Below are 26,603 nucleotides of genomic sequence, written 5' to 3' on the forward strand. Positions count from 1 at the left end.
CCCCGCTTCCGCGCCGGTCACAGCGCCCGGAGGCCGTTGATCACGTCGCGCAGAATACTCTCGTCCGGCAGCTCGGCCGGGGGGACGGGCCGGTTCACATGGACGAGTTCCGCGTCCACGAGATCACCGACGAGGACCCGGACCACGCCCACCGGCAGGTCGAGCCCCGCGGCGAGTTCGGCGACCGTCTGGGGGATCTCGCGGCACAGTCCGACGATGTCGACGTGTTCCGGGGAGAGGGTGGGGTCGTCCTCCGGGTCGTCCGCGTGCGGCTCCGCGACGACCACGGCGATCAGGTCGAGGCGGTGCTGGGCCGCACTGGTGGTGCGGCCCCGCGTCATGGCGTACGGACGGACGACCGGTCCGGCCTCGTCGTCGAACCAGTGGCTTCTCCCCTGACCGTGAGCGCTCATGCCGGTTCACTACCCGCTCGGGGGCAGATCGGTGCGTGGCGCGGCGCCCAGGTGTGCGCCGACCCGCTTCACCAGGAGGGTCATCTCGTAGGCCACCTGGCCGACGTCGGAGTCGGCGTCGGCGAGGACGGCGAGGCAGCTGCCGTCCCCTGCGGCGGTGACGAACAGGAACGCCTCGTCGAGCTCGACGACGGTCTGGCGGACCTCACCGGCCTCGAAGTGGCGGCCCACGCCCTTGGCGAGGCTGTGGAAGCCGGAGGCTACGGCGGCCAGATGTTCGCTGTCCTCCCGGGTGAGGTCCTTGGACGCCCCTGTGGGCAGGCCGTCGCCGGAGAGCACGATCGCCTTGCGGATGCTGGCGACGCGGTCCACCAGGTCGTCGAGGAGCCAGTTCAGCTCTCCCTTGTCGTTCGCGATGTGGCCGGTGGCGCTCGGTTCGGTCATCGACCGTCCCCCTTAGTCCTTCGTCGTGGTGCTGTGCCGCTGTCGGCGTCGTCGCCCGCGGCGTTCTCCTCCCGGCCGCGCTGCCAGCCGCGCTGGAGCGAGGCCATACGGCTGCGCACTTCGTCCGCGTCCCGTTCGACGGGCCGGGCCCGGTCGGTCTTCCGGGCCGCGACGTCGCGCTTGAGCTGCGGTGCCAGGCTGGCCTGCCGCACGCGCCGGGGCAGTTCCGCGCCGTCGGGCTGCGGTGTGCCGTCGGGCTGCGGTGTGCCGTCGGGCTGTGGTGTGCCGTCGGGTCGCGGTGTGCCGGTGTACGCGTCACTGATGACCGGAGGAAAGTCGTCGGGGCCGCCGCCGGTGGCCGCGGGGCGGCGGGAGGGGCCGGTGGGTGCGGGACCGGCGGGCGCGGGGGTGTCGTCGCGCTTCCCCGTGCCGGTGGCGGTGCCGGGCCGGGCGGAGCCGGTGGCGCGCCGGCGGGCGGGCAGGGGCGGCGGTGTCTCCGTGCCCGGCTGCTCCGGGTCACGCGCGGGAAGCTCCGGCACGGGTTCCGCGCCGGCCCGGCCGATGGCCCGGCGGCCGGTGTCGCCGCGGCGCCGGGAGGGCAGCGGCGGGGGCTCGGCCGCGTCGGGGCGGGTGTGCGGGGCCGCGGTGTCGCCGTCCGTCCGGTCCTCCAGGGCCCGCGGGTCGCGGACCGGGCGACCGTGGGAGCTGACCAGCTTGGGGGTGGCCCGGCGGGTGAGCGGCACGGGTCCGCTCCCCCGCCCGCCGGCCGTCCCGTCCCGGTCGTCCGGGGCGGTGTCGTGCCGCGCGGTGTCGTGTCCGGGGGTGTCGCGGCCGGGGGTGTCGCGGCCGGGGCGCTCGGCGTCGGCGCGGGAGCGGCGGGACCGGAACAGACCGCCGTGCGCGCGGTCCCCGTCGTCCGGGGCGGGGAAGCCGTCGAGGGCGTCCAGGTCGACGGGCGCCTCCAGTTCGACCGGTCCGTCCAGCACGGAGGCGGGCAGTCCGGGCAGGGCCGCGGGCACCTGGGAGAGCGTGGCGCGGCGGCTGTCGGCCGGTTCCTTCTCCGTACGGCGGGGGCGGTCGAGGCGGAACCCGACGCCGTTGGTGTCGGGCACGTCGTCGGTGAGCAGCGCGTCGGGGATGAACACGACGGCCGTGGTGCCGCCGTACGGGGAGGGCTGGAGGGAGACGCGGACGTTCTGGCGCCGGGCGAGCCGGCTGACCACGAACAGGCCGAGCCGGTCGGTGTCGGACAGCTCGAACTCCGGCGTCTCCGCGAGCCGGAGGTTGGCGTCGAGCAGCGCGTCGGCGGCCATGCCGAGGCCCCGGTCGTGGATCTCCAGGGTGAAGCCGTTGCCGACGCGTTCGCCGACGACCTGGACGGCGGTGTGCGGCGGGGAGAACACCGTGGCGTTCTCCAGGAGTTCGGCCACCAGGTGGGTGAGGTCGGCGACGGCCGGTCCGGTGACGGCGACCCGGGGCAGCCGCCGGACCTCGATGCGCTCGTAGTCCTCGACCTCGGCGACGGCGGCGCGGACGACGTCCATGAGCTGCACGGGCTTGCGCCACTGGCGGGAGGGTGCGGCGCCGGACAGGATGACCAGGCCCTCGGCGTGCCGGCGCATGCGGGTGGTCAGGTGGTCCAGCCGGAACAGGTCGGCGAGTTCCTCGGTGTCGTCCGTCCGGCGCTCCATCGCGTCGAGCAGGGTGAGCTGTTTGTGCAGCAGCACCTGGCTGCGGCGGGCGAGGTTGACGAAGACCTCGGAGACGCCGGCCCGCAGTTCGGCCTGCTTGACCGCGGCCTCGACGGCGGCGCGCTGCAGGGTGTTGAGGGCCTGGCCGACCTCGCCGATCTCGTTCTTGTCGTACTCCAGGCGCGGGACCTCGGTCTCGACGTCGACCTGTTCGCCGGCCGAGAGACGGCTCATGACGCTGGGCAGCCGCACCCCGGACGCCTCGTGGGCCTCCAGGCGCAGTTGCCTGAGGTCGCGGATGAGCCTGCGGCCCACGCGCACGGAGAGGAACAGGGAGACGAGCAGGGCGGCCAGGCCGAGCACACCGGCGGCGACGGCCTTGGCGATGACGCCCATGGCGACGGGCCGCACCCGCTCCTGGTAGCGGTCGGTGGCCTGGTCGTTGAGGGTGGCGAGTTCCTCCAGCACCTCCCCGGCGGCGGTGTCCCAGGTCCTGGCGGTGACCCCGCGGGGCTTGCCGTCCTCGGCGAAGACGGCTGCCTGCTCGCCGACCCGCAGCGGGGCGGTGGCGGCGTTCGACCAGAACGTCTCGTAACGCTCGCGCTCGTCCGCGGGGAGCTGCGGCAGCGCCGACTCGTACAGCAGGGTGCGCTGGGCCATCAGGTCGGAGACGTCCCGCACCTCGGTGGGGGCCAGCTCGCCGACGACCAGGGCGGAGCCGAGCAGGGCGTCCTGGCGGGCGAGCAGTTCGCGGGCGCGGGCCAGGTTCACCAGGGCGCGGTACTGCTTGTCGAGGCCGACGTCCTCGACCACGCGCAGGTCGGCCAGCAGCACGTAGCAGGGGTCGACGAGGCGGTTGTAGAGGTCGAGGGCCTGGCGGCGGTCGACGGTGCCGTCGTCGACGCTGCGGCGGAGGGACTGGATGCCCTCGAACGAGTCGAGGGCGGCGTCGAGTTTGCCGGAGCCGCCGTGCATGGCCTCGCGCACGCCGTCGGCGGACGCGCTCCTGCGGACGGCGGCCACGGCCCTGTCGGTGGCCGCACGGCTGCGTTCGAGGGCGGAGAGCCCGTCGGCGGCACGGGGGTCGGCGAGGTGGACGAGGGTCTGCCGGCGCTCCTGCTGGAGGACGCGGACGGTGTCCTCGACCGGGTAACCGACCTCCTCCATCACGGACGACACGTCGAACAGGCGGCTCGCCTCGCGGCTCGTGATCACCGTGGTGAAGACCCAGAGCGTGGTCAGGGACACCAACGGCACGAGAAGCAGCGCCACGATCTTCCGGCGGATGGACTTCCCGCGAAAGCGCATGGCCTCCCCCAGCTCGGCCCCCCGGGTGGCCGGGGGCACGCATGTGCGTCAACAAACGGCGCGAGCCTACTACCGCATCGGGGTCAACTCGAAGACCCGGCCGGAGGGTTGGGTTCCGGCAGGCGGTCGGTACAGGCGGAGTTGTCCGCCGATTGCGGGAGATCGCCTCCCGGAGTCCGGGTCGGGTTTCCCGGCCCTTCCCCCGGGTCGCGGACGGCTGTTGGCCGAAAACTTTCCCGACCGGGAATCTTCACGATGCTCCGCGCGTCCTTACCTGTGGGACATGGGGGCGGAATCAGCCACAGGAGCCGTGTCCCGCATCCGGGCGGCGTAAAACAGCGCAAGCCGGGCAGCCAATGGGGAGCCGGGTCTTCGGACATGGGCAGCGGGCTGGCGGCGGTGGGGAGTGACACGGTGATGGGCACGGCGGAGCGGCGCGGGACGTCCGAGGACGGCACTGCGGCGCGGGATGTGACGCGGCGGGGCGCCGCGGCGGCGGAGCGTGTGACGGACGCGGCCGGGCGACGGGCGGACGGCGGGCCCGTCCGGGAAGCGGCCGAGGACCGGCCGGCCCACCGGCCGCTGTGGGTGGAGGAGCCGGCCAAGCGGCGCCGCATGCCCGATCCGGTGCGGACGGCCGCGGTGCGATCGGTGCTCGTCATCGCGGTGACACTGATCCAGGCCATGGTGGCCCTGCTGTGCACGCTGGCCGGATCCTGGCTCGCCTTCCCGATGGTCATCAGCAGCGTGGTCAGCACGATCGCGGCCACCTGGGCGGTGCTCGACGTGTGGGTGACCCGCCAGGTGTGGAACCAGCGGCACGGCGTGGTGTCCACGCCCAGCAGCACGGCCCGGGCGCTGCGCCGCGAGCGGCGGCAGGCCCGCCGTCGGCAGCGGGCCGCCGAGCGGGAGCAGACCCGCATACGCCGGCGGGGCGGCACCGGGCAGCTGTCACACCCGTAGGACGCGTCGTCGGTAGGGTGGCGTTCCGTATGACGCGCAGGTGAGTGCGGTGCGCGACGGCCCGGCGGGCGGCGCGCACCGGGCGTTCGAAGGGATGGGGGCCGGCCATGACCGGTGCGGGACGGCCCGGAGAGCGGGGGAAGAGCGCGAGCGGCGCCGTGCAGTCCGTGGACCGGGCGGTGAGCGTGCTGGAGATCCTCGCCCGGCGCGGCGAGGCCGGGGTCACGGAGATCGCCGACGAGCTGGGCGTGCACCGCTCCACCGCGTTCCGGCTGCTGGGCGTTCTGGAGAACCGCGGTCTGGTCGCGCAGGCCGGCGACCGGGGCAAGTACCACCTCGGGGCCGGTGTGCTGCGTCTCGCGGGCGCGGCGGCCGTGCGGCTGGACGTCTCGCAGGAGGCCGTCCCGGTGTGCCGGGACCTCGCCGACGAGCTGGGCGAGACGGTGAACACCGCGGTGCTGGACGAGGACGCCGCCGTCAACATCATGCAGGCGCGCGGTACGGCCGCGGTGACCGCGCAGGACTGGCTGGGCCGGCGCACAGCGCTGCATGCGACGTCCAGCGGCAAGGTGTTCCTGGCCCACATGGCGCCCGCGCTCCGCGAGGACCATCTGGCCCGCCCGCTGCGCCGGTTCACGGAGCACACCGTCACGGAGGCGTCCGTGCTGCGCGACGAGCTGGAGCGGGTGCCGGAGCAGGGGTACGCGGCGACGCGCGAGGAGCTCGAACGGGGACTCGTCGCCGTCGCGGCACCGGTCCACGCGCACGACGGCGCGGTGATCGCCGCGATCAGCGTCTCGGGCCCGGTCTTCCGGATGACGCCGGATCGCCTGCCCCGACTGGGCGCCAGGACCGCGGCCGCAGCGGAGGAGCTGTCACGGCGGATGGGGTACGGCTTCTAGGCACCGCCCGCGGCGAGGGCGGCGGACGGTCGGCGCCCCGCGCCACCGGGCACCCGGGCGGGGCGGACCGGCTCGGCAGGTCACGCGCTTGGGCGGCACGGCGTGGTCCGTGAGGCTCGCCGCGTCGGGGACCACGGCGTCGAGGGTCATGCCGCCGGGGGCCGCGTGACGGGCGGTCGGGGCGGGCGAGCGGCCCACTCAAGCACGGACCGTCCGGCGCGCTCGGGAAGCCTCCTCGTCGTCCCACGCGCAGACCGCCCGGGCACGCCAACGCGACCGCCCGGCACCGGGGCGCGGCACCCGGCGCATGACGGACCGTAGGCGGGCGGAGTGACCTGCCTCGGGCGTGAGCCTTCCGACGCACCCGGGAAGTCCTCCCGTCGTCCCACGCGCAGACCGCCCGGGCACGCCAACGCGACCGCCCGGCACCGGGGCGCGGCACCCGGCGCGCGGCCGGGCGTGGCGGCCCCGGCCGCACAGCCGAAGCGACCGGCGGTCACGGCGCCGCGTGGTGCTTCGCGGACGCCGCTCAGGTCGTCGCGGCCGGCCGTTTGAACATGCGGGTGGCGGTGATCTCGCTGTGGGTCTCCTGGCCCGGGTCCGGCTGGGGGAGACCGGGGCGGAGGTGTTCCTCCACGCGGATGTACTTCAGGCCCGCCCTCAGGTCGGCGTCGTTGCGGAGGCGGATGACCAGCGGGAACTCGGCCAGGGCCGTGGTGTCGAACAGGCCGGTGGTGTACAGCAGCTGGACGCCGAGCGCGTCGGCGACCGCCCGCTGGAGCTCCAGCAGATAGGTGGCGTTGGCCCGGCCGATGGGGTTGTCGAGGAACAGCGTCCCCGCGTGCCGGTGCTTGTCGCGGCCCCGGTCGTTCGAGCGCAGCGCGGCCATCGTGCAGTACAGGGCGATGGCCGCGGTGAGAAGCTGCCCGCCGGAGAAGACGTCGCCCATCTGCCCGACCGGCACCCGCTCGGCGCGCAGCACCGCGTCGGGCTTGAGGATCTCCACGGCGACGCCCTTGGGCCGCAGGGCCGCGGCGACCCCGCGCAGGAGCAGGGACATGCCGTCCCGCCGCAGGTCGGAGTTCTTCTTGACGGCCGCCCGGGTGGCCTCGTCGATGACCTCGCCGAGGCGCTCGGTGAGGGTGGCCTGGTCGGGTTCCTCGAAGCGGATGCGCAGGAACTCCTGCCCGGACCACTCCCCCAGGCCCTCCGGCAGCCGGGACAGCCGCTGGGCCGAGCGGAGGGTGGCGAGGGCGGACTCGACCAGGCCGCGCAGCCGGTCCACGATCGAGTCGCGGTTGCGCTCCAGCTGCTCCAGCTCGTCGGTGAGCACCCGCAGCCGGGGGGCGAAGGCGTCGGCCCACTTCTTGGCGTGCTCCGGCAGCGCGGAGGCGGGCAGTTCGCGGATCTGCTGGCGGGCCGGGGTGCGGACCTGTTCGTACCGGGTGGAGTTGGCGTGCCGCACCAGCACGTCGCCGGCCTCGCGCACCGCGGCCTCGGCGGCGGACAGGTCGGCGGCGCAGCCCCGCAGCGAGCGGCGTGCCTCGGCGGCGGACCGCCGGGCGTCGTCGAGACCGCCGGGGTAGGGCTCGGGCTGCTCCTGCTCCTCCTCGGCGGCGTGCTCGCGCAGCAGGTCGCGGAGCATGGCGGCGATCTCGTCGAAGCCGCCGGCCGCGTCCTCGGCGGCCCGGTGGGCGGCGAGGAGTTCGGCGTGCGCCTCCTGAGCCTGGCCCAGCTGTTCCTCGCAGGCGGCGAGTTCGGCGGCGGCGGTGCGCAGGAGGGCCTGGGCGTGCTCGGCGTCGCGCGGGACCAGTTCCTCGGGCAGCTCGGTGTGCGCCTCACCGTCCGCCGGGGCGAGCCGCTCGGTCTCGCCGCGGAGCCGGCCGAGCTGCTCGCTCGCGCCGGACATGCGGGTCTCCAGCAGCTGCACCAGTTCCTCGGCGCGGGCCGCGGCGGCCTGCCGGCTGGGGCCGTCGGCCCCGTCGGGCGACTCCAGCAGCTGCTCGGCGCGGGTGCGGACCTTGTTGCTGAGCCGGTCCAGCTCGGCGCGTGCGGCGCTCTCGTCGCTCTCCGCGCGGGCCTGCTCGGCGCGCAGGTCGGCGCCGACGCCGACCTTCTCGTACACCTGGGACGCGGCACGGTAGGCCTCCCGCAGGGCGGGCAGGGACGCCCGCGGGGCGCCGTCGCCGTCCTCGGGCAGGTCGTCGGGGGCGCCGGCGACCTCGGCGCGCTCGGCGCGCAGGGCGCGGGCGGTGCGCCGGGCGTCGTCGGCGGCGCGCTGGGCGGCGCGCCGGTCCTCGTCCGCGGCGCGGGCCCGCTCCAGGCAGGACTGGGCGCGGGCCTCCGCCTCGGCGGCGTCGTCGGCCAGTTCGCGCACCTTGGCCTGCCATCCGGCGCGTTCGCGCAGCCGGAAGGCGAGTCCGGCGAGGGCGTCGGCGGCGCGCCGGGCCTTCTGGGCGGCCTCCTGCCGTTCGTCCCGGACCCGGACCGCCTCGGCGGCCGCTTCCTCGGCCTCCGCCCGGAGGCTGCGCGCCTCCGCGAGTTCGGCCTCGGCCTCCTCGGCGAAGGTCCGTGCCTGCTCGGCCGTGGCGGCCAGCTCGGCGAGGCGTCCGGCCGGGCAGCCGGTGCGCCAGGAGGCGAGCCGGGCGGCGAGTTCGCGGTCCTTGCCGAGCCGGGCGGCGAGCGTCCGGATCTCCTCGTCCCGCTCGGCGGCGCGGGCGCGCAGCGCCTGCCGCTCCTCGTCGGCGGCGTGCTCGTCGTGCATGGCCGGGTTCGGCGGTACGAGGAACACGTCGCCGGAGCCGGACGCGGGCGTGGGCGCGAGCAGGGCGGCGGCGGTGCCGACGGCGACGGCGGACCGGGGCAGCAGCGCGGCGTCGCCGAGCGCCTCGCGGGCGCGGACGTGGGAGTCGGGGTCGGTGATGACGACGCCGTCGACGAGTTCGGGGCGGGCCGCCAGCACGCGCGCGTGGTCGGCGGGGTCGACGGCCTGGGCGAGGTAGCGCCACCCGGGGAGGGCGGGGATGCCGTGCTCGCCGAGGAACTCGACGGTGGCCAGGACGTCGGGGCCGGGCGGCAGCAGTCCGCCGTCGCCGAGGGCGCCGAGGATGCGGGCGTCGTCGGCGGCGGCGGTGCGCAGCTCGAAGAGCTGCCGCTCCGCCGAGGAGACGGCGTCGTCGAGCAGTTCGCGCAGCTCGTCGGCGAACCGGTCGAGTTCCTCCGCGCTCAGCCCGCCCTCACGGGAGCCGTTCGCGGCGGTGCCGGTGTCCGTGCGCTGACCCGGCACGGTCGTCCGGCGCCGGCCGGACGCGCCCGGCAGGCTCAGCAGCTCCGCCAGCCGCTGTTCGGCGGCGAGGGCCTCGGCGGTGCGGCGCTCGCTCTCGTGGGCGCGCTCGGCCGCCGTGGCCGCGTCGGCGGCGCGGGCGGCGGTGAGTTCCGCGCGGCTCTCGGCGGCGGCCGTCTCACGGGCGTGTTCGGTGGCCCGGCGGGCGGTCTCGCGGGCGGTGTCCCAGGCGGCGACGGCGGTCTTCTCGGCGTCGCTGGCCGCGAGGGCGGCGCGGGCCGGGTCGGCGTCGGGGGCGCTGTCGTCGAGCCAGCCGGCCCGGACGGCCTCGGCGGTCTCCTGCTCGACCTCGGCGAGCCGCTGCCGCAGGTGGCCGATCTCGCTGCGGGCACGCTGCGCCTCGGTGGCGGCGGCGGTGGAGTCGCGGTGGGCGCCGTCGCCGGCCTCCTGGAGCGCGGCGGAGCGCGCCTCCTCCTCGTTGGCGCGGTTCTCGGCGCTTTGCGCGGCGGCGTGCAGGGCGCGGACCAGGTCGAGGGCGGCCTTGGCGCGGGCGGCGAGGGCCGGGGCGGCGTCCCGCTCGGCCTCCTGGATCGCGGCGGACACCCGCGCCACCCGGTCGGCGGCGGCGCGGTGCCGCAGCACGGACTCGGCGGCCTGCCAGGCGGAGTACAGGGTGCGCGCGTCGGCCAGTTCGCGCTTCTGGGCGGCGGCGGACTTCTCGGCGGCGGCGAGCGCCAACGAGGCGTGCCGGTAGGCGAGTTCGGCGGAGACACGGGCGCTGTGCCCGCGGGCGGTCTCGGCTTGGGCGACCGCGTGCGCGGCGGCGGTGACGCGGTGGGCGAGGTCGGCCGCGCGCTCCCGCTCCTGGGCGCCCCGCGCGGAGAGCCGGCGGGCGAGGGTACGGGTGCGGCGCTCGGCGGAGGCGTGGATCTCCCGGGCCCGGGTGCGGGCGTCGGCGGCCTCGACGATGCGGCCGAGCAGGTCGACGGACCCGGCGGTGAAGTCCCGTTCGGCGATGAGTTCGGCACGCCGGCCCAGCTTGTTGCCGAAGCCGCTGACCAGGTCGGCGAGTCCGTCGGTGTCGCGGGTGTCGGTGACGGCGCGCAGCAGCAGGTCGGTGAAGTCGGAGTCCTTCTTCACCGCGAAGAGACCGGCCGCCTCGCCCTCGTCGGCGTTCATCTCCCGCTGGTAGCGGAAGAGTTCGGGGTCGAGCCCGAGGTCGCCGAGGTGTTCGGTCCAGCGTTCGTGGATCTCCTCCCAGTGCACCTCCAGGTGCGGGTAGGTCTTGCCCGCCTCGGTGAGGGCGTCACGGAAGCCCTTCATGGTGCGGCGCCGGCCGCGGGCGCCGGACTGGCCCTCGACGGGTGGGCGCACGGACGTGGCCTCGGCGACGGGGAGGTTGTCCAGGCTGAGGCCGGGACCGGGGCGGAAGGAGTACCAGGCCTCGGCGAACTTCCGCGGGTCGCCTGAGACCTGGCGGCCGCGCCATTCGCTGACCTTGCCGACGACGACGCACTCGCCGGTCTGCACGTGCTGCCATTCGAGGGCCACGTGGCCGCAGTCGTCGGCGAGCAGGAACTTGCGCAGCACGCCGGAGCTGGCGCCGCCGAGGGTGTTGCGGTGCCCGGGGAGCATCACGGAGAAGATCAGCTTCAGCAGGACGGACTTGCCGCCGCCGTTCTCCAGGAAGAGCACGCCGGCGGGCGCGGGCCTGCGGGGCGGGCCGACGGGCTCGTCCGCGAAGAACTCCGCCTGGGTCGGCGCCGGGTTCGGCACGGTGGCGCCGACGCCGCGCAGGTCGAGCACGGTGTCGGCGTAGCGTGCGCCCGCCGGTCCGATGGAGTAGAGGCGGACCCGGGACAGCTCGTACATGGCGGACTCTCGTGTGGCTTCGTGGGGTGGGGGTCAGGCGGAGTGGAAGGGGAGGCCGGCGTCGGCGACCAGGTCCAGGTCGTCGCCGTCCTCGGGCGGCAGCAGGGTGGGGGTGCCGTCGGTGACGGGGACGACGCCGAGGTCGAGCAGTTCGGCCATGGCGGCGCTGCCCGCCATGTCGCGGACCTGGAGCTGGTAGCGGGCGGTGGTGCGGTAGGTGCCGCCGTTGTCGTCGCCGGTGCGCTGGAGGAAGCCGGAGTCGGTGAGGAAGGAGACGGCCTTGGCGACGATGCCGGTGGTGGATCCGGCCAGGCGGCGGGCGTCCTTGGTGGCGCCGGTGGCGCTGCGCCGGGACCAGATCCGCCAGGCGGCCTCGAGTCCGGGGGCGTCGGTGGCCGGGTCGGTGTTCTCGCCCTGTTCGGCGGCCCGCTCCTCCAGGCGGTGGCAGGCCTGGCGGACGAAGGCGTCGACGCCGTTGACCGTGACGCGTCCGATGTAGCCGTCGTCGGCGAGGTCCTCGGGGCGGGGGAAGGCCAGGGCGGCGACGGCGAGGTGGGCGAGTCCGTGCAGGAAGCGGTCGCCGCCGTCGGCGGAGGCGCGGCGCGCGTAGTCGCCCATGCGGACGGCGAAGACGGAGTCCTCGGCGGCGGTGACGGCCATGCCGGCGCGCGGGGACACCTCCAGCACGACGAGTCCGAGGCCGGTGGCCACGGCGTCGGCGAGCCGCGCGAACGGCGGGTCCTCCCGGTAGCGGCGCAGCAGGTCGGCGTACTCCTGGTCGCGGGCGGGCTGGAGCTTGGGCTGGAGGCCGAAGGCGACGAGCCGGGCCGCGTCGGCGGCGTCGGCGGGCGTGACGGCGGTGCTCGCCGGCGTCGCCACGGGCTCCGGCTCGCTCCAGTCGGCGTGCTCGGTCACGGTCGGGGCTCCTCGGTGCGGGCGGGATCGGTGCGGACGGTCTCGGTGCGGGGGGTGTCGCCGCGGGCCGCTCGGGTCGCGGTCACACCGCCTCCGCACGGTCCGCGGCCATGCCCGCCGCGTCCAGCAGGGCCGTGCCCACGATGAGGTCGGCGCCGCCGAACTCGGGGTCGTCGAGCGCGGTGCCGTCGTCCACGGCGAACAGCAGGCTCCGCTCCCCCTGACGGTAGGCGGTGCCGAACGGCGGGCTGGCGGCGTGGACCGCCAGCAGGGCGACCAGGTAGGGCAGCTCGGGATCCTTGCGGCGGGCCTCGGCGAGCAGCCCGGACAGCCGGCGCGGCGCATCGGCCGGGAGGTCCAGCAGTTCGGTGGCGGCCGCGAGCTGCTCCTCGCTGAAGCGGCTGTCGTCGGGGGTGGCGATGAGGTCCGGCTCGGGCATCTCGGCACCGAGGTGCTCCCGCTCCACGGGCGGGGTCAGCAGGATCTCGACGAGGTCGGCGACCCGGACGGACACGGGTGTGCGCAGTCCGGTGCCGTGGGCGAAGAACGCGTCGGTGACCCGGGACGCCTGCTCCACGGGGAGCGGCAGCAGGGGCGCGAGGAGCTGGCCGTAGAGGTCGGTGCCGGCGGCCGCGGCGGGGGTGGCGAAGGCCTGCCGGTCCTGCTCGGCGCGGAACAGCGGGCCGGCCTCCAGCAGCCGGGACTGCAGCTGGGTGTGGCGGCGGATGCAGTCCTTGACGATGTCCACCAGCTCGGCGGCGCGGCGCTTGTGCTCGGGGTCCTCGGACTCGTCGCGGGCCTTGCGGATGTTGGTGAGGATCGCGTTCTCGTGGCGGTAGCGGTCGGCGACGTGCTCGAGCGCCTCGGCGATCATGTCGGGCACGGCGCTGAGCCAGTCCACCGCGCGGACGTTGCGCCGGGTGGCCTCCAGGGCTCGGCGCAGGGTCTCGGAGTACTGCACCGTGCGGTAGCGGGCCTGCTCGGCGGCGAGCTGGGCGTCGGCGAGCCTGCCCCGGCTGATCAGCACCTCGAGCTTGACCTCGGCGGCGATCTGGGCGCTGGTGACGTCCGTGTCGAGGGCGCCGACCAGCACGTTGACCGCCTCGTCGGTGGTGCGCAGGTACACCGTGCCGCCGGGTCCCGGGACCTCTTCGATCAGCTTGAAGTCGTAGTCGCGGCGGACGTACGTGCCGTCCGGGCCGAACACTCCGTACACGGCGCGGAAGCCGCGGTCGACGCTGCCGACGTTGATCAGGTTCTCCAGGACCCAGCGGGCCACCCGCTCGTGCTCGGCGGCGGGGCGGTCGGGGGCCTGCGCGGCGGCGCGGGGGACGAGCCGGGCGACGATCTGGTCGTGGTCGGCGCCGGTGTCGAAGTCCATGGTGAGCGTGACCAGGTCGATGGCGGCGAGGGCGATCTCCGCCATGCCGTACACCGAGTACTCGCCCGCGAGATTGGCCTTGCGGGCGTCGAGGTCGTGCAGCGGCGCGGTGCACGCGAGCGCGCGCAGCCGCCGCGCCAGTCCCTCGTCGGCGGCCGGGCCCGACGCGGGGCGCGGCCCCGCGCTGAGCTGGGGCGGAGCACTGTCCGTCGATGCAGGCGAAGTCACGGTGCACAGACTAGGTCCTCGGTCCGACAACGGCCCAAACGAGGCGGAAGCGTCCCGTTCCCGCGGCCGGCGGACCACCCGCGCCGGCCGGTTCCGCCGCGGTCCTACCCCCCGTTCCCGACCCGGCGCCGGTAGACCTCCACCACTCGTTCCAGCGACAGGTCGAGGTAGGCCGCGAGCAGGCGTTCGGCCGCGTCCCGGTCGCCCGCCTGAAGGGCCTGGAGAATCTCGGCATTGCGCGCGATGTACGGTTCGTGCAGCCGCTGCGGCTCGTCCACCACGTGGAAGGCGAGCCGGAGTTCGGCGAAGACGCTGCGCATCAGCTCGGCGGTGCGCTCGCCGGAGGCGAGGGCGACCAGCTCCTGGTGGAAGTGGATGTTGGCCGTGCCCACCGCTTTCCAGTCACCTTCGCGCGCCGCCCGCTGCCCCTGCGCGACCGCCCCGGCGAGCCCGTCGAGGGCGTAGGGCGGCTCGCCCAGCCCGCGGACGACGGCGCACTCGACGAGCCGGCGGGTGCGGTAGATGTCCTCGACGTCCTCGACGGTCAGCACCCGGACGAACACGCCCCGGTTGAGCTCGTGGACGAGCAGCCGTTCGTGGGTGAGCAGCCGGAACGCCTCGCGCAGCGTGTTGCGGGAGACCCCGAGGGCGCCGCCGATGCTGTCCTCCGACAGCCGGGTGCCGGGCGGGAAGAACCCCTCGGCGATGCGGCTCCTGAGGATGTCCGCGACGCGCTCGGCGGTGCTGGTGCGACCCAACAGGGCGCGGTCGTCGGCGAGTCCGCTCGTCTGCTCTGCCATGCCTGAATTCAAACGCACGCGGAAGGACGAGACAACACGGGTATTGAAGGATCGTTCAACGATCCTCTACCTTGCTGGACACCGGCACGGCTCACTCCTTCCTTGCACCCCCGTCCTTCCTGCGAGGTGCCCATGAGCACGACCCCTCCCCCGCCGCACGCCCTCACCGGCTCCCCACGCCCCGTCAAGTCCGAACCACCGTCCGAGGACGGGGCGTTCGGCTGGCTGCGCGCACTCGGTCCGCGCGGCCGGCGCGCCTTCGGCGGCGCGTTCGGCGGCTACGCCCTGGACTCGTACGACTACTTCACGCTGCCGCTGACGATGGTGGCGCTGTCCGCGTACTTCGGCCTGAACAGCGGCCAGACCGGTCTGCTGACGACCGTGACCCTGCTCGTCTCGGCGGTCGGCGGCGCCCTCGCGGGTGTGCTGGCGGACCGCATCGGCCGGGTCAGGGCGCTGCTGCTGACGGTGATCACCTACGCGGTGTTCACCGTGGCCTGCGGCTTCGCTCCCAACTACGAGACGCTGCTGGTCTTCCGCGCCCTGCAGGGCCTCGGCTTCGGCGGCGAGTGGGCGGTCGGCGCGATCCTGGTCGCCGAGTACGCCGGCGCCCGGCACCGGGGCCGCACCCTCGGCGCGGTGCAGAGCTCCTGGGCCGTCGGCTGGGCCCTGGCCGTGATCGTCTACACGGCGATCTTCTCCCTGGTCGACGACGACCTGGCCTGGCGCGTGATGTTCTGGACCGGCGCGCTGCCCGCGCTGCTCGTGGTGTGGGTGCGGCGCAGCGTGCAGGACGCGCCGGAGGCGGCCGCCGCCCGGGAGAACAGCCCGCACAAGGGATCGTTCGCGGCGATCTTCCAGCCGGCCCGCGCGGGCTCTCCCGGTCTGCTGCGCACCACCCTGTTCGCGGTCCTGCTCTCCACCGGCGTGCAGGGCGGTTACTACACCCTCGCCACCTGGGTGCCGACCTACCTCAAGACCGAGCGCGACCTGTCGGTCGTGGGCACCGGCGGCTACCTCACGTTCCTCATCTCGGGCGCGTTCCTCGGCTACCTGACGGGCGGTCACCTCACCGACCGGCTGGGCCGCCGGCGCAACATCTGGCTGTTCGCCCTGCTGTCGGCGGTGTGCATCGTGGCGTACACGAACATCCCGGACGGCGCGAACACCCTGGTGCTCGTCCTCGGCTTCCCGCTCGGGTTCTGCATGTCGGCCATCTTCAGCGGCTTCGGCTCCTACCTGAGCGAGCTGTACCCGACGGCCGTTCGCGGCACCGGACAGGGCTTCACCTACAACACCGGCCGCGCCGTCGGCGCCGTCTTCCCGACCACCGTCGGCTTCCTCGCCGACGGCTGGGGTGTCGGCGGCGCCCTGGTCTTCGGCGCGATCGGCTACGGCCTGGCCGCGCTGGCGCTGCTGGGGTTGCCGGAGACGCGCGGGAAGGAGCTGGAGTGAACGCCGCCGACGACACCGTCCGCGCCGCCGTGGACGAGCGCCCTGTGATGCTCGCCGACCACCTCGCCGGCGACACCGCGCGCGCGTGGAGCCCGCGGACGGCCCGTGCCCGCTTCCGGGAGGGCCTGGCGATGCCCACGGCCGGAGTGGCCGCCGGGTACACCCAGGCCAACCTGGTCTCCGTGCCCGCCGACTGGGCGTACGACATGCTGCTGTTCTGCCAGCGCAACCCGCGCGCGTGCCCGGTCCTCGACGTCACCGACGCCGGTTCCGCCACCACCGTGCTCGCCCCGGACGCCGACCTGCGCACCGACCTGCCGCGCTACCGGGTGTGGGAGCACGGCGAGCTGGTGGACGAGCCGACGGACGTGCGGGCGTACTGGCGGGACGATCTGGTGTCGTTCCTCATCGGCTGCAGCTTCACCTTCGAGTGGGCGCTCGCGGCGGCCGGCGTGCCGCTGCGCCACCTGGAGCAGGGCCGGAACGTCCCGATGTACGTGACGACGTGGCGGTGCCGCCCGGCGGGGCGGCTGAGCGGTCCGATGGTGGTGTCGATGCGGCCCGTGCCGCCGGAACACCTCGACGCCGCCATCCGGGAGAGCAGTCTGATGCCCGCCGTGCACGGCGGGCCGGTGCACTGCGGCGACCCGTCCGCGCTGGGCGTCGGCGACCTGGACCGTCCCGACTTCGGCGACCGGGTGGACCTCGCACCGGACGACATCCCGGTGTTCTGGGCCTGCGGGGTCACCCCCCAGGCGGCGGTCATGGCCTCCCGGCCGCCGTTCGCCCTCACGCACGCGCCGGGCCGGATGTTCGTGGGCGACGCGCGGGACGAGCAGTTCCGCGTGGTCTGACCGGCGCCCGCACGGCATCCGCCGGCCCTCACCAGCACGAAGGAACGAAGGATTCATGACCTCGATCGATCTGAACGCCGATCTCGGCGAGGGCTTCGGCCACTGGCGGCTCACCGACGACGAGCGGCTCCTGTCGGTGGTGACCAGCGCCAACGTGGCCTGCGGCTTCCACGCCGGGGACGCGCCCACCATGCGCCGGGTGTGCGAACTCGCCGCCGCGCGCGGGGTGCGGATCGGCGCCCAGGTCTCCTACCGCGACCTGGCGGGCTTCGGGCGGCGCGCGATGGACGTGCCGCCCGCCGAACTGGCGGCCGAGGTGGCGTACCAGATCGGCGCCCTGGAGGTGTTCGCCCGCGCGGCGGGGAGCCGGGTGGCGTACGTCAAGCCGCACGGCGCGCTCTACAACCGTGTGGTGCGCGACGAGGAGCAGGCCCGCGCGGTGGTGGACGGGGTGCTCCTCGCCGACCCCGCGCTGCCCGTGCTGGGGCTGCCCGGCTCGCGGCTGTTGCAGGTGGCCGCCAAGGCGGGGCTGCCGGCGGTCGAGGAGGCGTTCGCGGACCGCGCGTACACCGACGAGGGCACCTTGGTGCCGCGCGGCGAGGAAGGCGCCCTGGTCACCGATCCGGGGGCCGTTCTGGAACGTTCGGTGGACCTGGCCCGGAGCGGGGGGGTCGTGGCGCTCTCGGGGCGGCGGATCCAGGTGAAGGCCCGTTCCCTGTGCCTGCACGGCGACACGCCGGGCGCGGTGGACCTGGCGCGACGGGTGCGGGGCGCCCTGGAGGCGTCCGGGGTCCGGGTGGAGGCGTTCGCATGAGGACGCTGCCCGTCGGCGAGGACGCGCTGCTCGTCGAGGTCGCCTCGGGCGAGGAGGCGCAGGCGCTCCTGGCGGAGCTGCTGCGCCGCCGCGCGGAGGGGAGGCTGACGGCCCGTGAGATCGTCCCGGCGGCGCGCACGGTGCTGCTCGACGGCCTGCCCGATCCTGCCCGCCTGGCCGCCGAACTGACCTCGCACCCGGTGCCGCCCGCCCCGCCCCGCCCGGCCGGGACGGTCGAGATCCCGGTGCGCTACGACGGCCCGGACCTGGCGGACGTGGCCGGGCACTGGGGCGTCACGCCGGCGGAGGCGGCCCGCCTGCACGCGGGCGCCGAGTACCGCGTCGCGTTCTGCGGGTTCGCCCCCGGTTTCGGCTACCTCACCGGTCTGCCCGCCCGCTACGAGGTTCCCCGCAGGTCCGCTCCGCGCACGTCCGTCCCGGCGGGCTCGGTGGCCCTCGCCGGGCCGTACACGGGCGTCTACCCGCGCTCCTCCCCCGGCGGCTGGCAGCTCATCGGCACCACCGACCTGGTGCTGTGGGACCACACCCGGGAACCCGCGGCACTGCTCTCCCCCGGCACGCGCGTGCGGTTCGTCCCGGTGACCTCGACGGGGCCGGCGGCATGACGGACCGCGCGCTCTGCGTCGTACGGGCGGGGGCCCTGACGACCGTTCAGGACCGCGGCCGCCCCGGCCACGCCCACCTCGGTGTCCCCCGTTCCGGCGCGCTGGACGGTCCGGCCGCCGCGCTCGCCAACCGCCTGGTGGGCAACGGCCCGGACGCGGCCGTCCTGGAGACCACCCTCGACGGCTGCTCCCTGCGGCCCCGCTCCACCGTCACGGTGGCGGTCACCGGGGCGCCCTGCCGGGTCAGGGTGGACGGACGCCCCGCCGCCTGGGGCGCGCCGGTACGGGTGCGCGCCGGGGCCGTGCTGGACGTCGGGCCGGCGGTCCTCGGCGTCCGCGCCTACGTCGCCGTCTCCGGCGGGGTCGCCGTGGAGCCGGTGCTGGGCAGCCGCTCCACGGACCTGCTGTCCGGCCTCGGTCCGGCGCCGCTGACGGACGGGGCGGTGCTGCCGCTCGGCGCGCCGACGGACCTCCACGCGCGCGTGGACGTGGCGCCGCAGGCGGCGCCGCCCGCCGAACTCGTCCTGCGCGTGACGCCGGGGCCACGCGACGACTGGTTCACCGCTGAGGCGCTGCGGCGCTTCCTGTCCGGCACGTTCTTCGTCTCGTCGGCGAGCAATCGCATCGGGCTGCGGACGACGGGGCCGGTGCTGGAGCGCGCGCGGTGCGACGAGCTGCCCAGCGAGGGGATGGTCCTGGGGGCGGTCCAGGTGCCGCCTGCGGGGACGCCGGTGATTTTTCTCGCCGATCACCCCACGACCGGCGGCTATCCGGTCATCGCCGTGGTGCGCGCGGCGGATCTGTCCGCGGCGGCGCAGGCTCGGCCGGGGACGCCGGTGCGGTTCGTCGCCGCGCGGGCGCGCGGGGGGTGCTGAGGCGTCTGTGGGCCCTCCTCGACCGTCGGCGGGCCGATGCCGGCCCGTCCGGCGGTCGAGGAGCGGAGCCCCGGGTCACACGGCCGTTTCCTCGGGGCCGATCCTGCTGCGGACCGCCGTCTGGACCTCGGCCTCCTCCGCCGGGTCGGCGGCGAGGCGACGGAGGCGGTCGACCACGCGGGCGTCGCCGGTCTCGGCGTGGCGGGCGGCGATCTCGCGGGTGGTCTCCTCGCAGTCCCAGAGACATTCGACGGCGAAGCCGGCGGGGAAGGACGGGTCGGTGGCGGCGAGGGCGCGGGCGGCGCGGCCGCGGAGATGGGAGGAGGCGGTCTCGCGGTAGACGTGCCGCAGTACGGGTGCGGCGCAGGCGATGCCGAGGCGGCCGGCGCCGTCGACGAGGGTCCACAGGGTCCTCGCGTCGGGGCCCTCGCCCCGTACGGCCTCGCGGAGCGCGGCGAGGACCAGGTCGCGGTCGCGCGCCCCGCCCCGGCAGGCGAGCACGCGTGCGGCGGCCTCGCCCAGCGCGTCGGGCCGGCGGGCCCAGCCGCGCGCCCGGTCGACGGCGGCCGTACTGCGCATGCGTTCGAAGGCGTCGACGGCGGCGTCCACGACGGCCGTCGAGCCGTCGGCCGCGGCGCCCTCGATCAGGTCGAGGGCGCCGGGGTCCTCGGTGTCGGCGAGATAGCGCAACGCCGTGCACCGGGCTCCGTCGGTGCCGTCCTGGGCGGCCCGGACGATCTCCGGCCGGTCCTCGGGCCCCGCCACGGCGGACAGGCAGCGGGCGGCCGGCACGTGCAGGGCGGCACCACGGTCCAGACCCTGCTGGGCCCAGTCGAACACGGCCTGGACGCTCCAGCCGGGGCGCGGCCCGGCGGGCCGCATCTGCCGTTGCCAGCGGTCGAAGGAGCCGGCCTCCTGGGCGGCCCGTACGCGCGTGGCGACGGCCGGGCGCGGGTCGTCGGCCCACAGGCGCCAGGGACGTGGTTCGAAGGCGTCCCGCACGGTCGCGGCCAGTTCGGCCTCGCCCTGGGGATCGGTGGAGAAGCGCGCGAGCACCGGGCCGGCGAGGGACCGCAGGCCCGCGTCGTCGTCGCGGAGGGCCAGTTCGTCGAGGGCCCAGGCCCAGTTGGCGCCCTGGGCGGCGTACCTGCGCAGCAGGTGCAGGGCGTCCTGCCGGCCGTAGGACGCGAGGTGGCCGAGGACGGCGAGGGCGAGTCCGGTGCGTGACTCGTCGGTGTCGAGGACGTCCTCGGGACCGAAGAGGTGGGCCTCGACGGCGTCGAGTCCGCCGTGCAGGTCGAGGTAGAGGCGGGCGTAGTAGAGGGAGCGGTTCTCCACCTGCCAGTCGTGGCGCGGGTCGCGCAGCACGCAGTGGTTCAGCGCCGCGAGCGCCTCGGAGCGCGGGGCGGTGAGCGCGTGCAGTGTGCCGTCGCCGCGGCCCCGCTGGAGCAGGCCGAGCAGCGTACCGCTGGGCGCTATGACCGGATCGAACATGGGAAACAGCCTCACATCAAGCGTCGACGCAACCGGGAGTGTGGGTCACCTGGCCGCGTGACAACACGTCGGGGCGCCCGCCGTTTCCTGCTCGCTGTAGACCATCTCTCTCTGCCTCTCGTCGGTGGCCCGTGCGGGCCGCGTCACGGCCCGCGTGGTGCGGCAACACCTGCCCGGCCATCGCGTCCGTGAATCACGTCGTCATGATGACCCGGCGGTCACATCTGCCGCGACCGTATTTCGGCGGCCCTGTACCGCCTCCCCCGTTTTCCGTGTCGTCGCTGGTCGGAGCGGAGTCGCTCAGCCCTCGCCGAAGAGCTCGAGCAGTTCCGTGCGGGCGAACATGCGGGCCGTGTCGACGGCCGACGGGGTGCCCGCGGAGGGGTCGGCGCCGCCTTCCAGGAGGGCCTTGACGACGTCGGTCTCCCCCTTGAAGACCGCTCCCGCGAGTGGCGTCTGGCCGCGGTCGTTGACGCGGTCGGCGTCGGCGCCACGGGCCAGCAGGGCGCGCACCGCCTCGGCGTGGCCGTGGTAGGCGGCGAGCATCACGAGGGAGTCGCCGCGGTCGTTGGTGAGGTCGGCGGGGACGCCCGCGTCGACGTAGGCCACGAGCTCCTCGGTGCGGCCGCGCCGGGCCAGATCGAAGATCTTGGTCGCCAGCTCCACGACCTCGGGGTCGGGGGCTTCACTCATCGCCGGACCGCCTCTCACTGCACGGGTGCACGCATCGGGAACAGGGCGTACGTCTGCACGTGGGGCAGCCGTACGGGTGAATCGCCAGGGTACTGGCTCGGGCGGCACATGACCTGACGCGCCCGAGGTAATGATCAGCGCGGACTCCGCCGGGCATGGGGGCGGATATCCACCCAGTTGCACCTTTTATCGTATAGACACATCCTGTGATCAGGTAAGTACTCATGGCGACTGTCCCCGCGAACCAGGAGAACTCACATGATCATCTCGATCTCATGCGTGGTGCTGCTCGGCATCGTCGTCTTCATCTTCTTCCGCAAGGACGGACTGAAGCTGTCGCACGCACTGGTGGCGATGCTGTTCGGCTTCTATCTGGCCAGCACGGCCATCGCGCCGAGCATCAAGGCGGGCGGCGAGAGCCTCGCCGGCCTCCTGGGCGGGTTCAAGTTCTGACCCGCCCCGCCACGCCCCGCCCGCCCGTACGCACCCTCTGGAGACAGCAGTGGCCCGGCGTCCCCTTCGTCCCCTTCCCCGCGTCCTCAGCAACGGCGGCGCCCAGCTCGCCCGGGGCCGGGAGCTGGCCAGGACGGCGGCCGACAGCGCCACGGACGTCCTCCACCCGCTGATCACCATCACGCGCGGGCTGCGCCGGATGGCCTCGGCCGGACGGCGCAGGTGGGCCGACACGCCCAAGGAGCGGCGCGGCACGCTGCTCTTCGGCCTGGCGGCGGTGCTGCTGGCCGTGGCGCTCGCGCCGTACGGCCCGCTGCTCGCCGTCGTCGCCCTGATGGCGGCGGCGGCCTGGCACGGGCGGGACCGCGCGCCCGTGACGCCGGCCGGACCCGCCCCCGGCCAGTCGCAGCGCCTGAAGTCGCTGTACGAGGCCCTGGTGCCGTACTTCTCGGCGAGTGACGACCCCGAGCCGCTGTACGCCCGCGGCGGCGACTGGGGGAAGGTCTTCTCCGAGTACGAGTTCGACGGCGACGGCCGCCTCGCGCACCTGGTGATCGCCTACCCGGCCTACTTCACGGACGCCGAGCCGGAGTCCCGCGCGCGGATCGAGCACCTGCTCGGCGCCAAGTGCGGACGCGGCCGGGAGTACCACTTCGTGTGGGACGAGGAGGCCAACCTGCTCACCGTCCGCGTCCTCGCCCCGCTGCCCACCGACATCGCCGCGCAGCCCTTCGTCACGGCCCCCGGCGAGACGGTGCTCGGCTTCACCGACCCCACGCGCGTGCAGCGGACGCTGCCGCTCACCCACGGCGCGCACGGCGAGGAGCGGACCGACGTCCCGCCGGTCGTGTGGCGCACCGGCGTCCGCTCCACCGAGCCGCACCTGCTCGCGGTCGGCCAGCCGGGCAGCGGCACCTCGACCCTGCTGCGCTCCATCGCCCTCCAGGCGCTGCACCACGGCGACGTGGTGATCGTGGACGGCGGGGGGACCGGCGAGTACGCCTGCCTCACCGGCCGGGACGGCGTGCTCGCCGTCGAGTGCGCCCTGTCGGGGGCGCTGACCAGCCTGGAGTGGGCGGCCCACGAGACCGAGCGCCGGCTGGCCGCGGCCAGCGAGGCGCACCAGGCGGGCGACCCGCCGCCGGCGGACACCCGGCGCCCCCTGTGGCTGCTGCTGGACCGGCCGAGCGTCTTCACCCACCTGGCCGCGGCGGAGGACAGCACCGACCCGCAGTCCCTGCTCCAGGCCCCGCTGCGGCACGGCCGCGCGGCGAACGTCACGGTGGTGGTCGCGGAACAGTTCGACGGCCTCGACGCCCTGACCGGCCCGGTGCGGCAGCACACCCGCGCGCGCGTCGTGCTCGGCCCCGCCACGGCCGCCCAGCTCGAGACCGTGCTGGGCGCGCCCCCGCACACCACGCCGGTCGACCAGGCGCCGCCCGGACGCGGCTACGCCCGCCTCGGCACGGGCCCGGTCCACCGCCTCCAGGTCCCGGCGACCCCGGACCCCTACGACGACGCGACCAGCGAGGCCCACCGCCAGGCCGTCCTCGACCTGCTCCCGCCCCGCACGACCCCGGCGGACGAGGAGCCGGAGCGCCTGGAGTCCGCGCCGACGGAGCAGGGACCGGTGCCGGAGGCGGTGCGGCTGGACAAGGCGGCCACGGAGAAGGTCGCGGCGGCGGCTGCGCTGGCGGCGGACGCGGAGGCGTCGGAGCCGGCGCCCGCCCCCACGGCCCCGGTGGCGGAATCCTCCTCGTGAGGGCGGGCGAGGCGGTGCCGGGCGCGGTGGAGCGCCGGGCGCGGCCCGGACGTGGTCGGCCGCGCGGTTCCCCGCGCCCCCGAGGGGCGTCACCCGCCCCGCCGTCCGCGGGCAGTCGTGCCGCAGGGCGGCACGGGCGGGCGCCGGGGGCGCGCCCCCTCCGGGGGAGGCGCCTTCCAGCGGGCCTCGCTTCAGCGCCCTGACGGACACGGTGCAACGCCGGGCGCGGCCCGGACGTGGTCGGCCGCGCGGTCCCCCGCGCCCCCGAGGGGCGTCGTCGCCCGCGTCCCGGAGGGGCTACGCCACGAATGTGCGGGGTGGCTCGCCGCCCGACGTCCCGCCCGTCTCGACGATGCGGGCCGCCGCCGCCAGGCGGACCGCCGCTTCCTCGGCGACGGCGCCGCCCACCGTGAACGGCAGCCGGACATAGCCCTCGAACGCGCCGTCCACCCCGAAGCGCGGTCCGGACGGGACGCGCACGCCCACCCGCTCCCCCGCCTCGGCCAGGCGGGAGCCCGAGAGGCCGCCCGTGCGGACCCACAGGGTGAGGCCGCCGCGGGGGACCTCGAACTCCCAGCCGGGCAGCTCGCGCCGGACCGCGCTCACCAGTTCGTCACGGTTCCGCCGGGCCTGGGCGCGGCGCAGCTCGACCGCCTCCTCCCAGCCGCCCGTGCCGAACAGCCAGTTCACGGCGAGCTGTTCGAGCACCGGCGTGCCGAGGTCGGCGTAGGCGCGGGCGGCGACAAGACTGCGGATGACGTCGGGGGCGGCGCGCACCCAGCCGATGCGCATGCCGGCCCAGAACGCCTTGCTCGCCGAGCCCACCGTGATGACCGTCGACCCGGCGGGGTCGAAGGCGCACACCGGGCGCGGCATCTCCACGTCCTCGTCGAACCACAGCTCGCTCATCGTCTCGTCGGCGACGAGCACGGTGCCCGCCGAGCGGGCCGCGTCGACCAGCCGGCGCCGCTGGTCCTCGTCGGCGAGCGCCCCGGTCGGGTTGTGGAAGTCGGCGACGACATAGGCGATGCGCGGGGCTGCCTCGCGCAGCACCTGGCGCCAGCGGTCCAGGTCCCAGCCGGTCAGCCCTTCGGCCATGGCGACGGGGACGAGCCGCGCGCCGGCCTCGCGCATCAGCTGGAGGATGTTGGCGTAGGAGGGGGACTCCACGGCGATCCGCTCGCCGCGGCCGCCGAAGAGGTGGCAGATGGCGTCGATGGCGCCCATCGCGCCGGTGGTGACCATGATCTGCTCGGGCATGGTGGCGATGCCCCGCCGGGTGTAGCGGTCGGCGATCATCGCGCGCAGGGCGGGCAGCCCCGCCGGATAGTCGCCGTGGGTGTGCGCGTACGGCGGCAGCTCCTCCAGTGCGCCCTGGACGGCGCGGGTGAGCCACGGCTCGGGGGCGGGCAGCGCGGCGCAGCCCAGGTCGATCATGGAGCCGAGCGCCTCGGGCGGCAGCGGCTCCAGACCGCGTGCCGGGACCGGGTTGCCGGCCGGGACGGCGGTCCAGCTTCCGGCGCCGCGCCGCGACTCGAGGAAGCCCTCACCGCGCAGCGCCTCGTAGGCGGCGGCCACGGTGGTGCGGCTCACCGACAGGGCGAGGGCGAGTTCCCGCTCGGCGGGCAGCCGCGCGGCGACCGCCACGCGCCCTTCCAGCACCAGCAGGCGGATGCCGTCGGCGAGGGCGCGGTAGGCGGGCGGACGCCGGGTGCCGGGCCCCGCCGGGCGGTCCTGCTGGGAGCCGAGCAGCCGGGCCAGCTGGGCGGCCCCCACCGCGGACGTCCACTGCGCCATACAAATCAGTCCACCTTCCCCGGATTGGCCATGGAGGGCATGACCAGTCAGGCTCCAGGGTGGCACGCGTCGGTCCACTTCCACCACAGGGGGCAGCTCTTGGCCAGAAACGCGCTCCGCGAGCGCCGTCTCGCGCGACGGCTGTTCCAGCTCTACGCGGGTCTGGCCCTGTACGGGGCCAGTTCGGCGCTGCTGGTGCGGTCCGGGCTCGGCCTGGAGCCGTGGAACGTCCTGCACCAGGGCCTGTCCGAGCGCACCGGGCTGTCCATGGGCGTGGTGCTGACCGCCGTGGGCGCGGCGGTCCTGCTGCTGTGGATCCCGCTGCGGCAGCGGCCGGGGCTCGGCACGGTCTCCAACGTGCTGGTGATCGGCGCGGCGATGGACGCGACGCTGGCCGTGGTGCCGGACGCACGCGCCGTCGCCGTACGGGTGGCGCTGATGGCGGCGGGGATCGTGCTGAACGGCGCGGCGACCGGGCTGTACATCGCGGCCCGGTTCGGGCCGGGCCCGCGCGACGGGCTGATGACGGGGCTGCACCAGCGCACGGGGGTGTCGGTGCGTCTGGTCCGCACGGCCATCGAGATCACGGTGGTGGTCACCGGCTTCGCGCTGGGCGGCACGGCCGGCGTCGGCACCCTGCTGTACGCGGTGGCCATCGGCCCGCTCGCCCAGCTGTTCCTGCGCGTCTTCGCGGTGCCCGCACCGGACGAGGGCAGCACCGTCGTCGCGGGGCGGACCCCCCGGCGGGCGATACTGCGGTCGTGACGCCGCGGATACGCCACCCCTACCTCGACCATCCCGGACCGCTCGCCTTCGCCCACCGGGGCGGGGCCGCGGACGGTCTGGAGAACACCGTCCGGCAGTTCCGGAGCGCCGTCGAGGCGGGCTACCGGTACATCGAGACCGACGTCCACGTCACGCGCGACGGCCGGCTCGTCGCCTTCCACGACGCCACCCTGGACCGGGTGACGGACGGAGCGGGCCGGATCGCCGACCTGCCCTGGGCGGAGGTGGCGCGGGCGCGGGTGGCCGGGCGGGAGCCGGTCCCCCTGTTCGAGGAGCTGCTGGAGACCTTCCCCGACGTCCGCTGGAACGTGGACGTGAAGGCCGAACCGGCGCTGCGCCCCTTGGTGGACCTGATCGAGCGCGCCGGGGCCTGGGACCGGATCTGCGTCGGGTCGTTCTCGGAGGCGCGCGTGGTGCGCGCCCAGCGGCTGGCCGGGCCGCGCCTCGCCACGTCGTTCGGCACCCGGGGCGTGGTGAACCTGCGGCTGCGCTCCTGGGGGCTGCCGGTCCCGCTGCGGCGGTCGGCGGTCGCCGCCCAGGTGCCGGAGGAGCAGTCGGGCGTCCGCGTGGTCGACGAGCGCTTCGTACGGGCGGCCCACGCGCGCGGCCTCCAGGTCCACGTGTGGACCGTGAACGAACCGCAACGCATGCACCGGCTCCTGGACCTCGGGGTGGATGGCATCATGACCGATCACATCGGCACACTGCGCGAGGTCATGGAGGACCGCGGCACCTGGGTCTGAGACCCCCCGCGCCCCGGCGCCTCGGCGCGCACACGGGGAAGCGAGGGCACG

Annotated in this window: 21 protein-coding genes; 11 read left to right on the forward strand and 10 right to left on the reverse strand. The window is 75.4% G+C overall.

Going from position 1 to position 26,603, the window contains the following annotated elements:
• Nucleotides 1-17: 17 nt before the first annotated feature.
• The 3 genes from ACWH4W_RS26415 to ACWH4W_RS26425 are packed head-to-tail and all read right to left on the reverse strand — an operon-like array spanning nt 18 to nt 3,856.
• A complete protein-coding gene (locus ACWH4W_RS26415; protein WP_473078344.1) occupies nt 18-413 on the reverse strand; it encodes a DUF742 domain-containing protein in 396 nt (131 codons plus the stop codon).
• 9 nt (nt 414-422) lie between these two features.
• Nucleotides 423-857, reverse strand: a complete 435-nt coding sequence (locus ACWH4W_RS26420; protein ID WP_473078345.1) for a roadblock/LC7 domain-containing protein — start codon at nt 855-857, stop codon at nt 423-425.
• On the reverse strand, nt 854-3,856 hold the full coding sequence (locus ACWH4W_RS26425) for a sensor histidine kinase (protein WP_473078346.1): 3,003 nt from the start codon (nt 3,854-3,856) through the stop codon (nt 854-856). Before ACWH4W_RS26425 ends, ACWH4W_RS26420 begins: the two co-directional genes overlap by 4 nt.
• Nucleotides 3,857-4,273: 417 nt before the next feature.
• Between ACWH4W_RS26425 and ACWH4W_RS26430 the strand changes: the two genes are divergently transcribed.
• The gene (locus ACWH4W_RS26430; protein ID WP_473079266.1) at nt 4,274-4,819 is read left to right on the forward strand and encodes a hypothetical protein; all 546 of its coding nucleotides are present in this window, start codon (nt 4,274-4,276) and stop codon (nt 4,817-4,819) included.
• Nucleotides 4,820-4,926: 107 nt separating this feature from the next.
• A complete protein-coding gene (locus tag ACWH4W_RS26435; RefSeq protein WP_473078347.1) occupies nt 4,927-5,721 on the forward strand; it encodes an IclR family transcriptional regulator in 795 nt (264 codons plus the stop codon).
• Between the two features lie 529 nt (nt 5,722-6,250).
• On the opposite strand, the gene ACWH4W_RS26440 is transcribed toward ACWH4W_RS26435, so the two are convergent.
• From ACWH4W_RS26440 to ACWH4W_RS26455, 4 genes are all read right to left on the reverse strand, one after another.
• A complete protein-coding gene (locus ACWH4W_RS26440; protein ID WP_473078348.1) occupies nt 6,251-10,876 on the reverse strand; it encodes a coiled-coil domain-containing protein in 4,626 nt (1,541 codons plus the stop codon).
• A 33-nt stretch (nt 10,877-10,909) separates the two neighbouring features.
• Nucleotides 10,910-11,791 carry a hypothetical protein gene (locus ACWH4W_RS26445; protein ID WP_473078349.1) on the reverse strand — a complete coding sequence of 294 codons (882 nt, stop codon included), beginning with the start codon at nt 11,789-11,791 and terminating at the stop codon, nt 10,910-10,912.
• Between the two features lie 82 nt (nt 11,792-11,873).
• The gene (locus tag ACWH4W_RS26450) at nt 11,874-13,400 is read right to left on the reverse strand and encodes a hypothetical protein (RefSeq protein ID WP_473078350.1); all 1,527 of its coding nucleotides are present in this window, start codon (nt 13,398-13,400) and stop codon (nt 11,874-11,876) included.
• 104 nt (nt 13,401-13,504) lie between these two features.
• Nucleotides 13,505-14,200: a GntR family transcriptional regulator gene (locus ACWH4W_RS26455; RefSeq protein WP_473078351.1), complete on the reverse strand. Its 696-nt coding sequence runs from the start codon at nt 14,198-14,200 to the stop codon at nt 13,505-13,507.
• Nucleotides 14,201-14,332: 132 nt separating this feature from the next.
• Between ACWH4W_RS26455 and ACWH4W_RS26460 the strand changes: the two genes are divergently transcribed.
• The 5 genes from ACWH4W_RS26460 to ACWH4W_RS26480 are packed head-to-tail and all read left to right on the forward strand — an operon-like array spanning nt 14,333 to nt 18,824.
• On the forward strand, nt 14,333-15,655 hold the full coding sequence (locus ACWH4W_RS26460) for an MFS transporter (protein WP_473078352.1): 1,323 nt from the start codon (nt 14,333-14,335) through the stop codon (nt 15,653-15,655).
• Between the two features lie 47 nt (nt 15,656-15,702).
• Nucleotides 15,703-16,509 (forward strand): putative hydro-lyase, encoded by an 807-nt coding sequence (locus ACWH4W_RS26465; RefSeq protein ID WP_473079267.1) that lies wholly within the window; start codon nt 15,703-15,705, stop codon nt 16,507-16,509.
• 55 nt (nt 16,510-16,564) lie between these two features.
• On the forward strand, nt 16,565-17,323 hold the full coding sequence (locus ACWH4W_RS26470) for a LamB/YcsF family protein (protein ID WP_473078353.1): 759 nt from the start codon (nt 16,565-16,567) through the stop codon (nt 17,321-17,323).
• Entirely contained in the window at nt 17,320-17,949 is a 630-nt protein-coding gene (locus tag ACWH4W_RS26475; protein ID WP_473078354.1) for a 5-oxoprolinase subunit B family protein, read from the forward strand. Before ACWH4W_RS26470 ends, ACWH4W_RS26475 begins: the two co-directional genes overlap by 4 nt.
• Nucleotides 17,946-18,824 (forward strand): 5-oxoprolinase subunit C family protein, encoded by an 879-nt coding sequence (locus ACWH4W_RS26480; RefSeq protein ID WP_473078355.1) that lies wholly within the window; start codon nt 17,946-17,948, stop codon nt 18,822-18,824. Before ACWH4W_RS26475 ends, ACWH4W_RS26480 begins: the two co-directional genes overlap by 4 nt.
• Before the next feature lie 75 nt (nt 18,825-18,899).
• Here ACWH4W_RS26480 and ACWH4W_RS26485 read toward each other — a convergent pair whose 3' ends face one another.
• Complete coding sequence (locus ACWH4W_RS26485; RefSeq protein WP_473078356.1) at nt 18,900-20,318, reverse strand: HEAT repeat domain-containing protein; 1,419 nt, start codon at nt 20,316-20,318, stop codon at nt 18,900-18,902.
• A 300-nt stretch (nt 20,319-20,618) separates the two neighbouring features.
• Nucleotides 20,619-21,011, reverse strand: a complete 393-nt coding sequence (locus ACWH4W_RS26490; protein WP_473078357.1) for an ankyrin repeat domain-containing protein — start codon at nt 21,009-21,011, stop codon at nt 20,619-20,621.
• Between the two features lie 258 nt (nt 21,012-21,269).
• Between ACWH4W_RS26490 and ACWH4W_RS26495 the strand changes: the two genes are divergently transcribed.
• Together ACWH4W_RS26495 and ACWH4W_RS26500 are read left to right on the forward strand one after the other, a co-directional pair.
• Nucleotides 21,270-21,464, forward strand: coding sequence for a hypothetical protein (locus ACWH4W_RS26495; protein ID WP_006136669.1), 195 nt, complete (start codon nt 21,270-21,272; stop codon nt 21,462-21,464).
• Nucleotides 21,465-21,513: 49 nt separating this feature from the next.
• Nucleotides 21,514-23,226, forward strand: coding sequence for a P-loop NTPase family protein (locus ACWH4W_RS26500; protein WP_473078358.1), 1,713 nt, complete (start codon nt 21,514-21,516; stop codon nt 23,224-23,226).
• A 297-nt stretch (nt 23,227-23,523) separates the two neighbouring features.
• Here the strand turns inward: ACWH4W_RS26500 and ACWH4W_RS26505 are convergent, their stop codons facing one another.
• On the reverse strand, nt 23,524-25,023 hold the full coding sequence (locus ACWH4W_RS26505; RefSeq protein WP_473078359.1) for an SCO1417 family PLP biosynthesis transcription factor: 1,500 nt from the start codon (nt 25,021-25,023) through the stop codon (nt 23,524-23,526).
• 99 nt (nt 25,024-25,122) lie between these two features.
• Between ACWH4W_RS26505 and yczE the strand changes: the two genes are divergently transcribed.
• Nucleotides 25,123-25,788: a membrane protein YczE gene (gene yczE / locus ACWH4W_RS26510; protein WP_473078360.1), complete on the forward strand. Its 666-nt coding sequence runs from the start codon at nt 25,123-25,125 to the stop codon at nt 25,786-25,788.
• Entirely contained in the window at nt 25,785-26,552 is a 768-nt protein-coding gene (locus ACWH4W_RS26515; RefSeq protein WP_473078361.1) for a glycerophosphodiester phosphodiesterase family protein, read from the forward strand. Before yczE ends, ACWH4W_RS26515 begins: the two co-directional genes overlap by 4 nt.
• Nucleotides 26,553-26,603 lie beyond the last annotated feature (51 nt).

Source organism: Streptomyces sp. DSM 120436 (assembly GCF_055778765.1).

Excerpts from the sequence above, each read along its gene's own strand:
- ACWH4W_RS26490 (WP_473078357.1), bottom strand. The coding sequence starts at position 21,011 with ATGAGTGAAGCCCCCGACCCCGAGGTCGTGGAGCTGGCGACCAAGATC.
- ACWH4W_RS26455 (WP_473078351.1), bottom strand. The coding sequence starts at position 14,200 with ATGGCAGAGCAGACGAGCGGACTCGCCGACGACCGCGCCCTGTTGGGT.
- ACWH4W_RS26440 (WP_473078348.1), bottom strand. The coding sequence starts at position 10,876 with ATGTACGAGCTGTCCCGGGTCCGCCTCTACTCCATCGGACCGGCGGGC.
- ACWH4W_RS26425 (WP_473078346.1), bottom strand. The coding sequence starts at position 3,856 with ATGCGCTTTCGCGGGAAGTCCATCCGCCGGAAGATCGTGGCGCTGCTT.
- ACWH4W_RS26415 (WP_473078344.1), bottom strand. The coding sequence starts at position 413 with ATGAGCGCTCACGGTCAGGGGAGAAGCCACTGGTTCGACGACGAGGCC.
- ACWH4W_RS26505 (WP_473078359.1), bottom strand. The coding sequence starts at position 25,023 with ATGGCGCAGTGGACGTCCGCGGTGGGGGCCGCCCAGCTGGCCCGGCTG.
- ACWH4W_RS26435 (WP_473078347.1), top strand. The coding sequence starts at position 4,927 with ATGACCGGTGCGGGACGGCCCGGAGAGCGGGGGAAGAGCGCGAGCGGC.
- ACWH4W_RS26485 (WP_473078356.1), bottom strand. The coding sequence starts at position 20,318 with ATGTTCGATCCGGTCATAGCGCCCAGCGGTACGCTGCTCGGCCTGCTC.
- ACWH4W_RS26475 (WP_473078354.1), top strand. The coding sequence starts at position 17,320 with ATGAGGACGCTGCCCGTCGGCGAGGACGCGCTGCTCGTCGAGGTCGCC.
- ACWH4W_RS26495 (WP_006136669.1), top strand. The coding sequence starts at position 21,270 with ATGATCATCTCGATCTCATGCGTGGTGCTGCTCGGCATCGTCGTCTTC.
- ACWH4W_RS26470 (WP_473078353.1), top strand. The coding sequence starts at position 16,565 with ATGACCTCGATCGATCTGAACGCCGATCTCGGCGAGGGCTTCGGCCAC.
- ACWH4W_RS26420 (WP_473078345.1), bottom strand. The coding sequence starts at position 857 with ATGACCGAACCGAGCGCCACCGGCCACATCGCGAACGACAAGGGAGAG.
- ACWH4W_RS26430 (WP_473079266.1), top strand. The coding sequence starts at position 4,274 with ATGGGCACGGCGGAGCGGCGCGGGACGTCCGAGGACGGCACTGCGGCG.
- ACWH4W_RS26460 (WP_473078352.1), top strand. The coding sequence starts at position 14,333 with ATGAGCACGACCCCTCCCCCGCCGCACGCCCTCACCGGCTCCCCACGC.
- ACWH4W_RS26480 (WP_473078355.1), top strand. The coding sequence starts at position 17,946 with ATGACGGACCGCGCGCTCTGCGTCGTACGGGCGGGGGCCCTGACGACC.
- ACWH4W_RS26465 (WP_473079267.1), top strand. The coding sequence starts at position 15,703 with ATGCTCGCCGACCACCTCGCCGGCGACACCGCGCGCGCGTGGAGCCCG.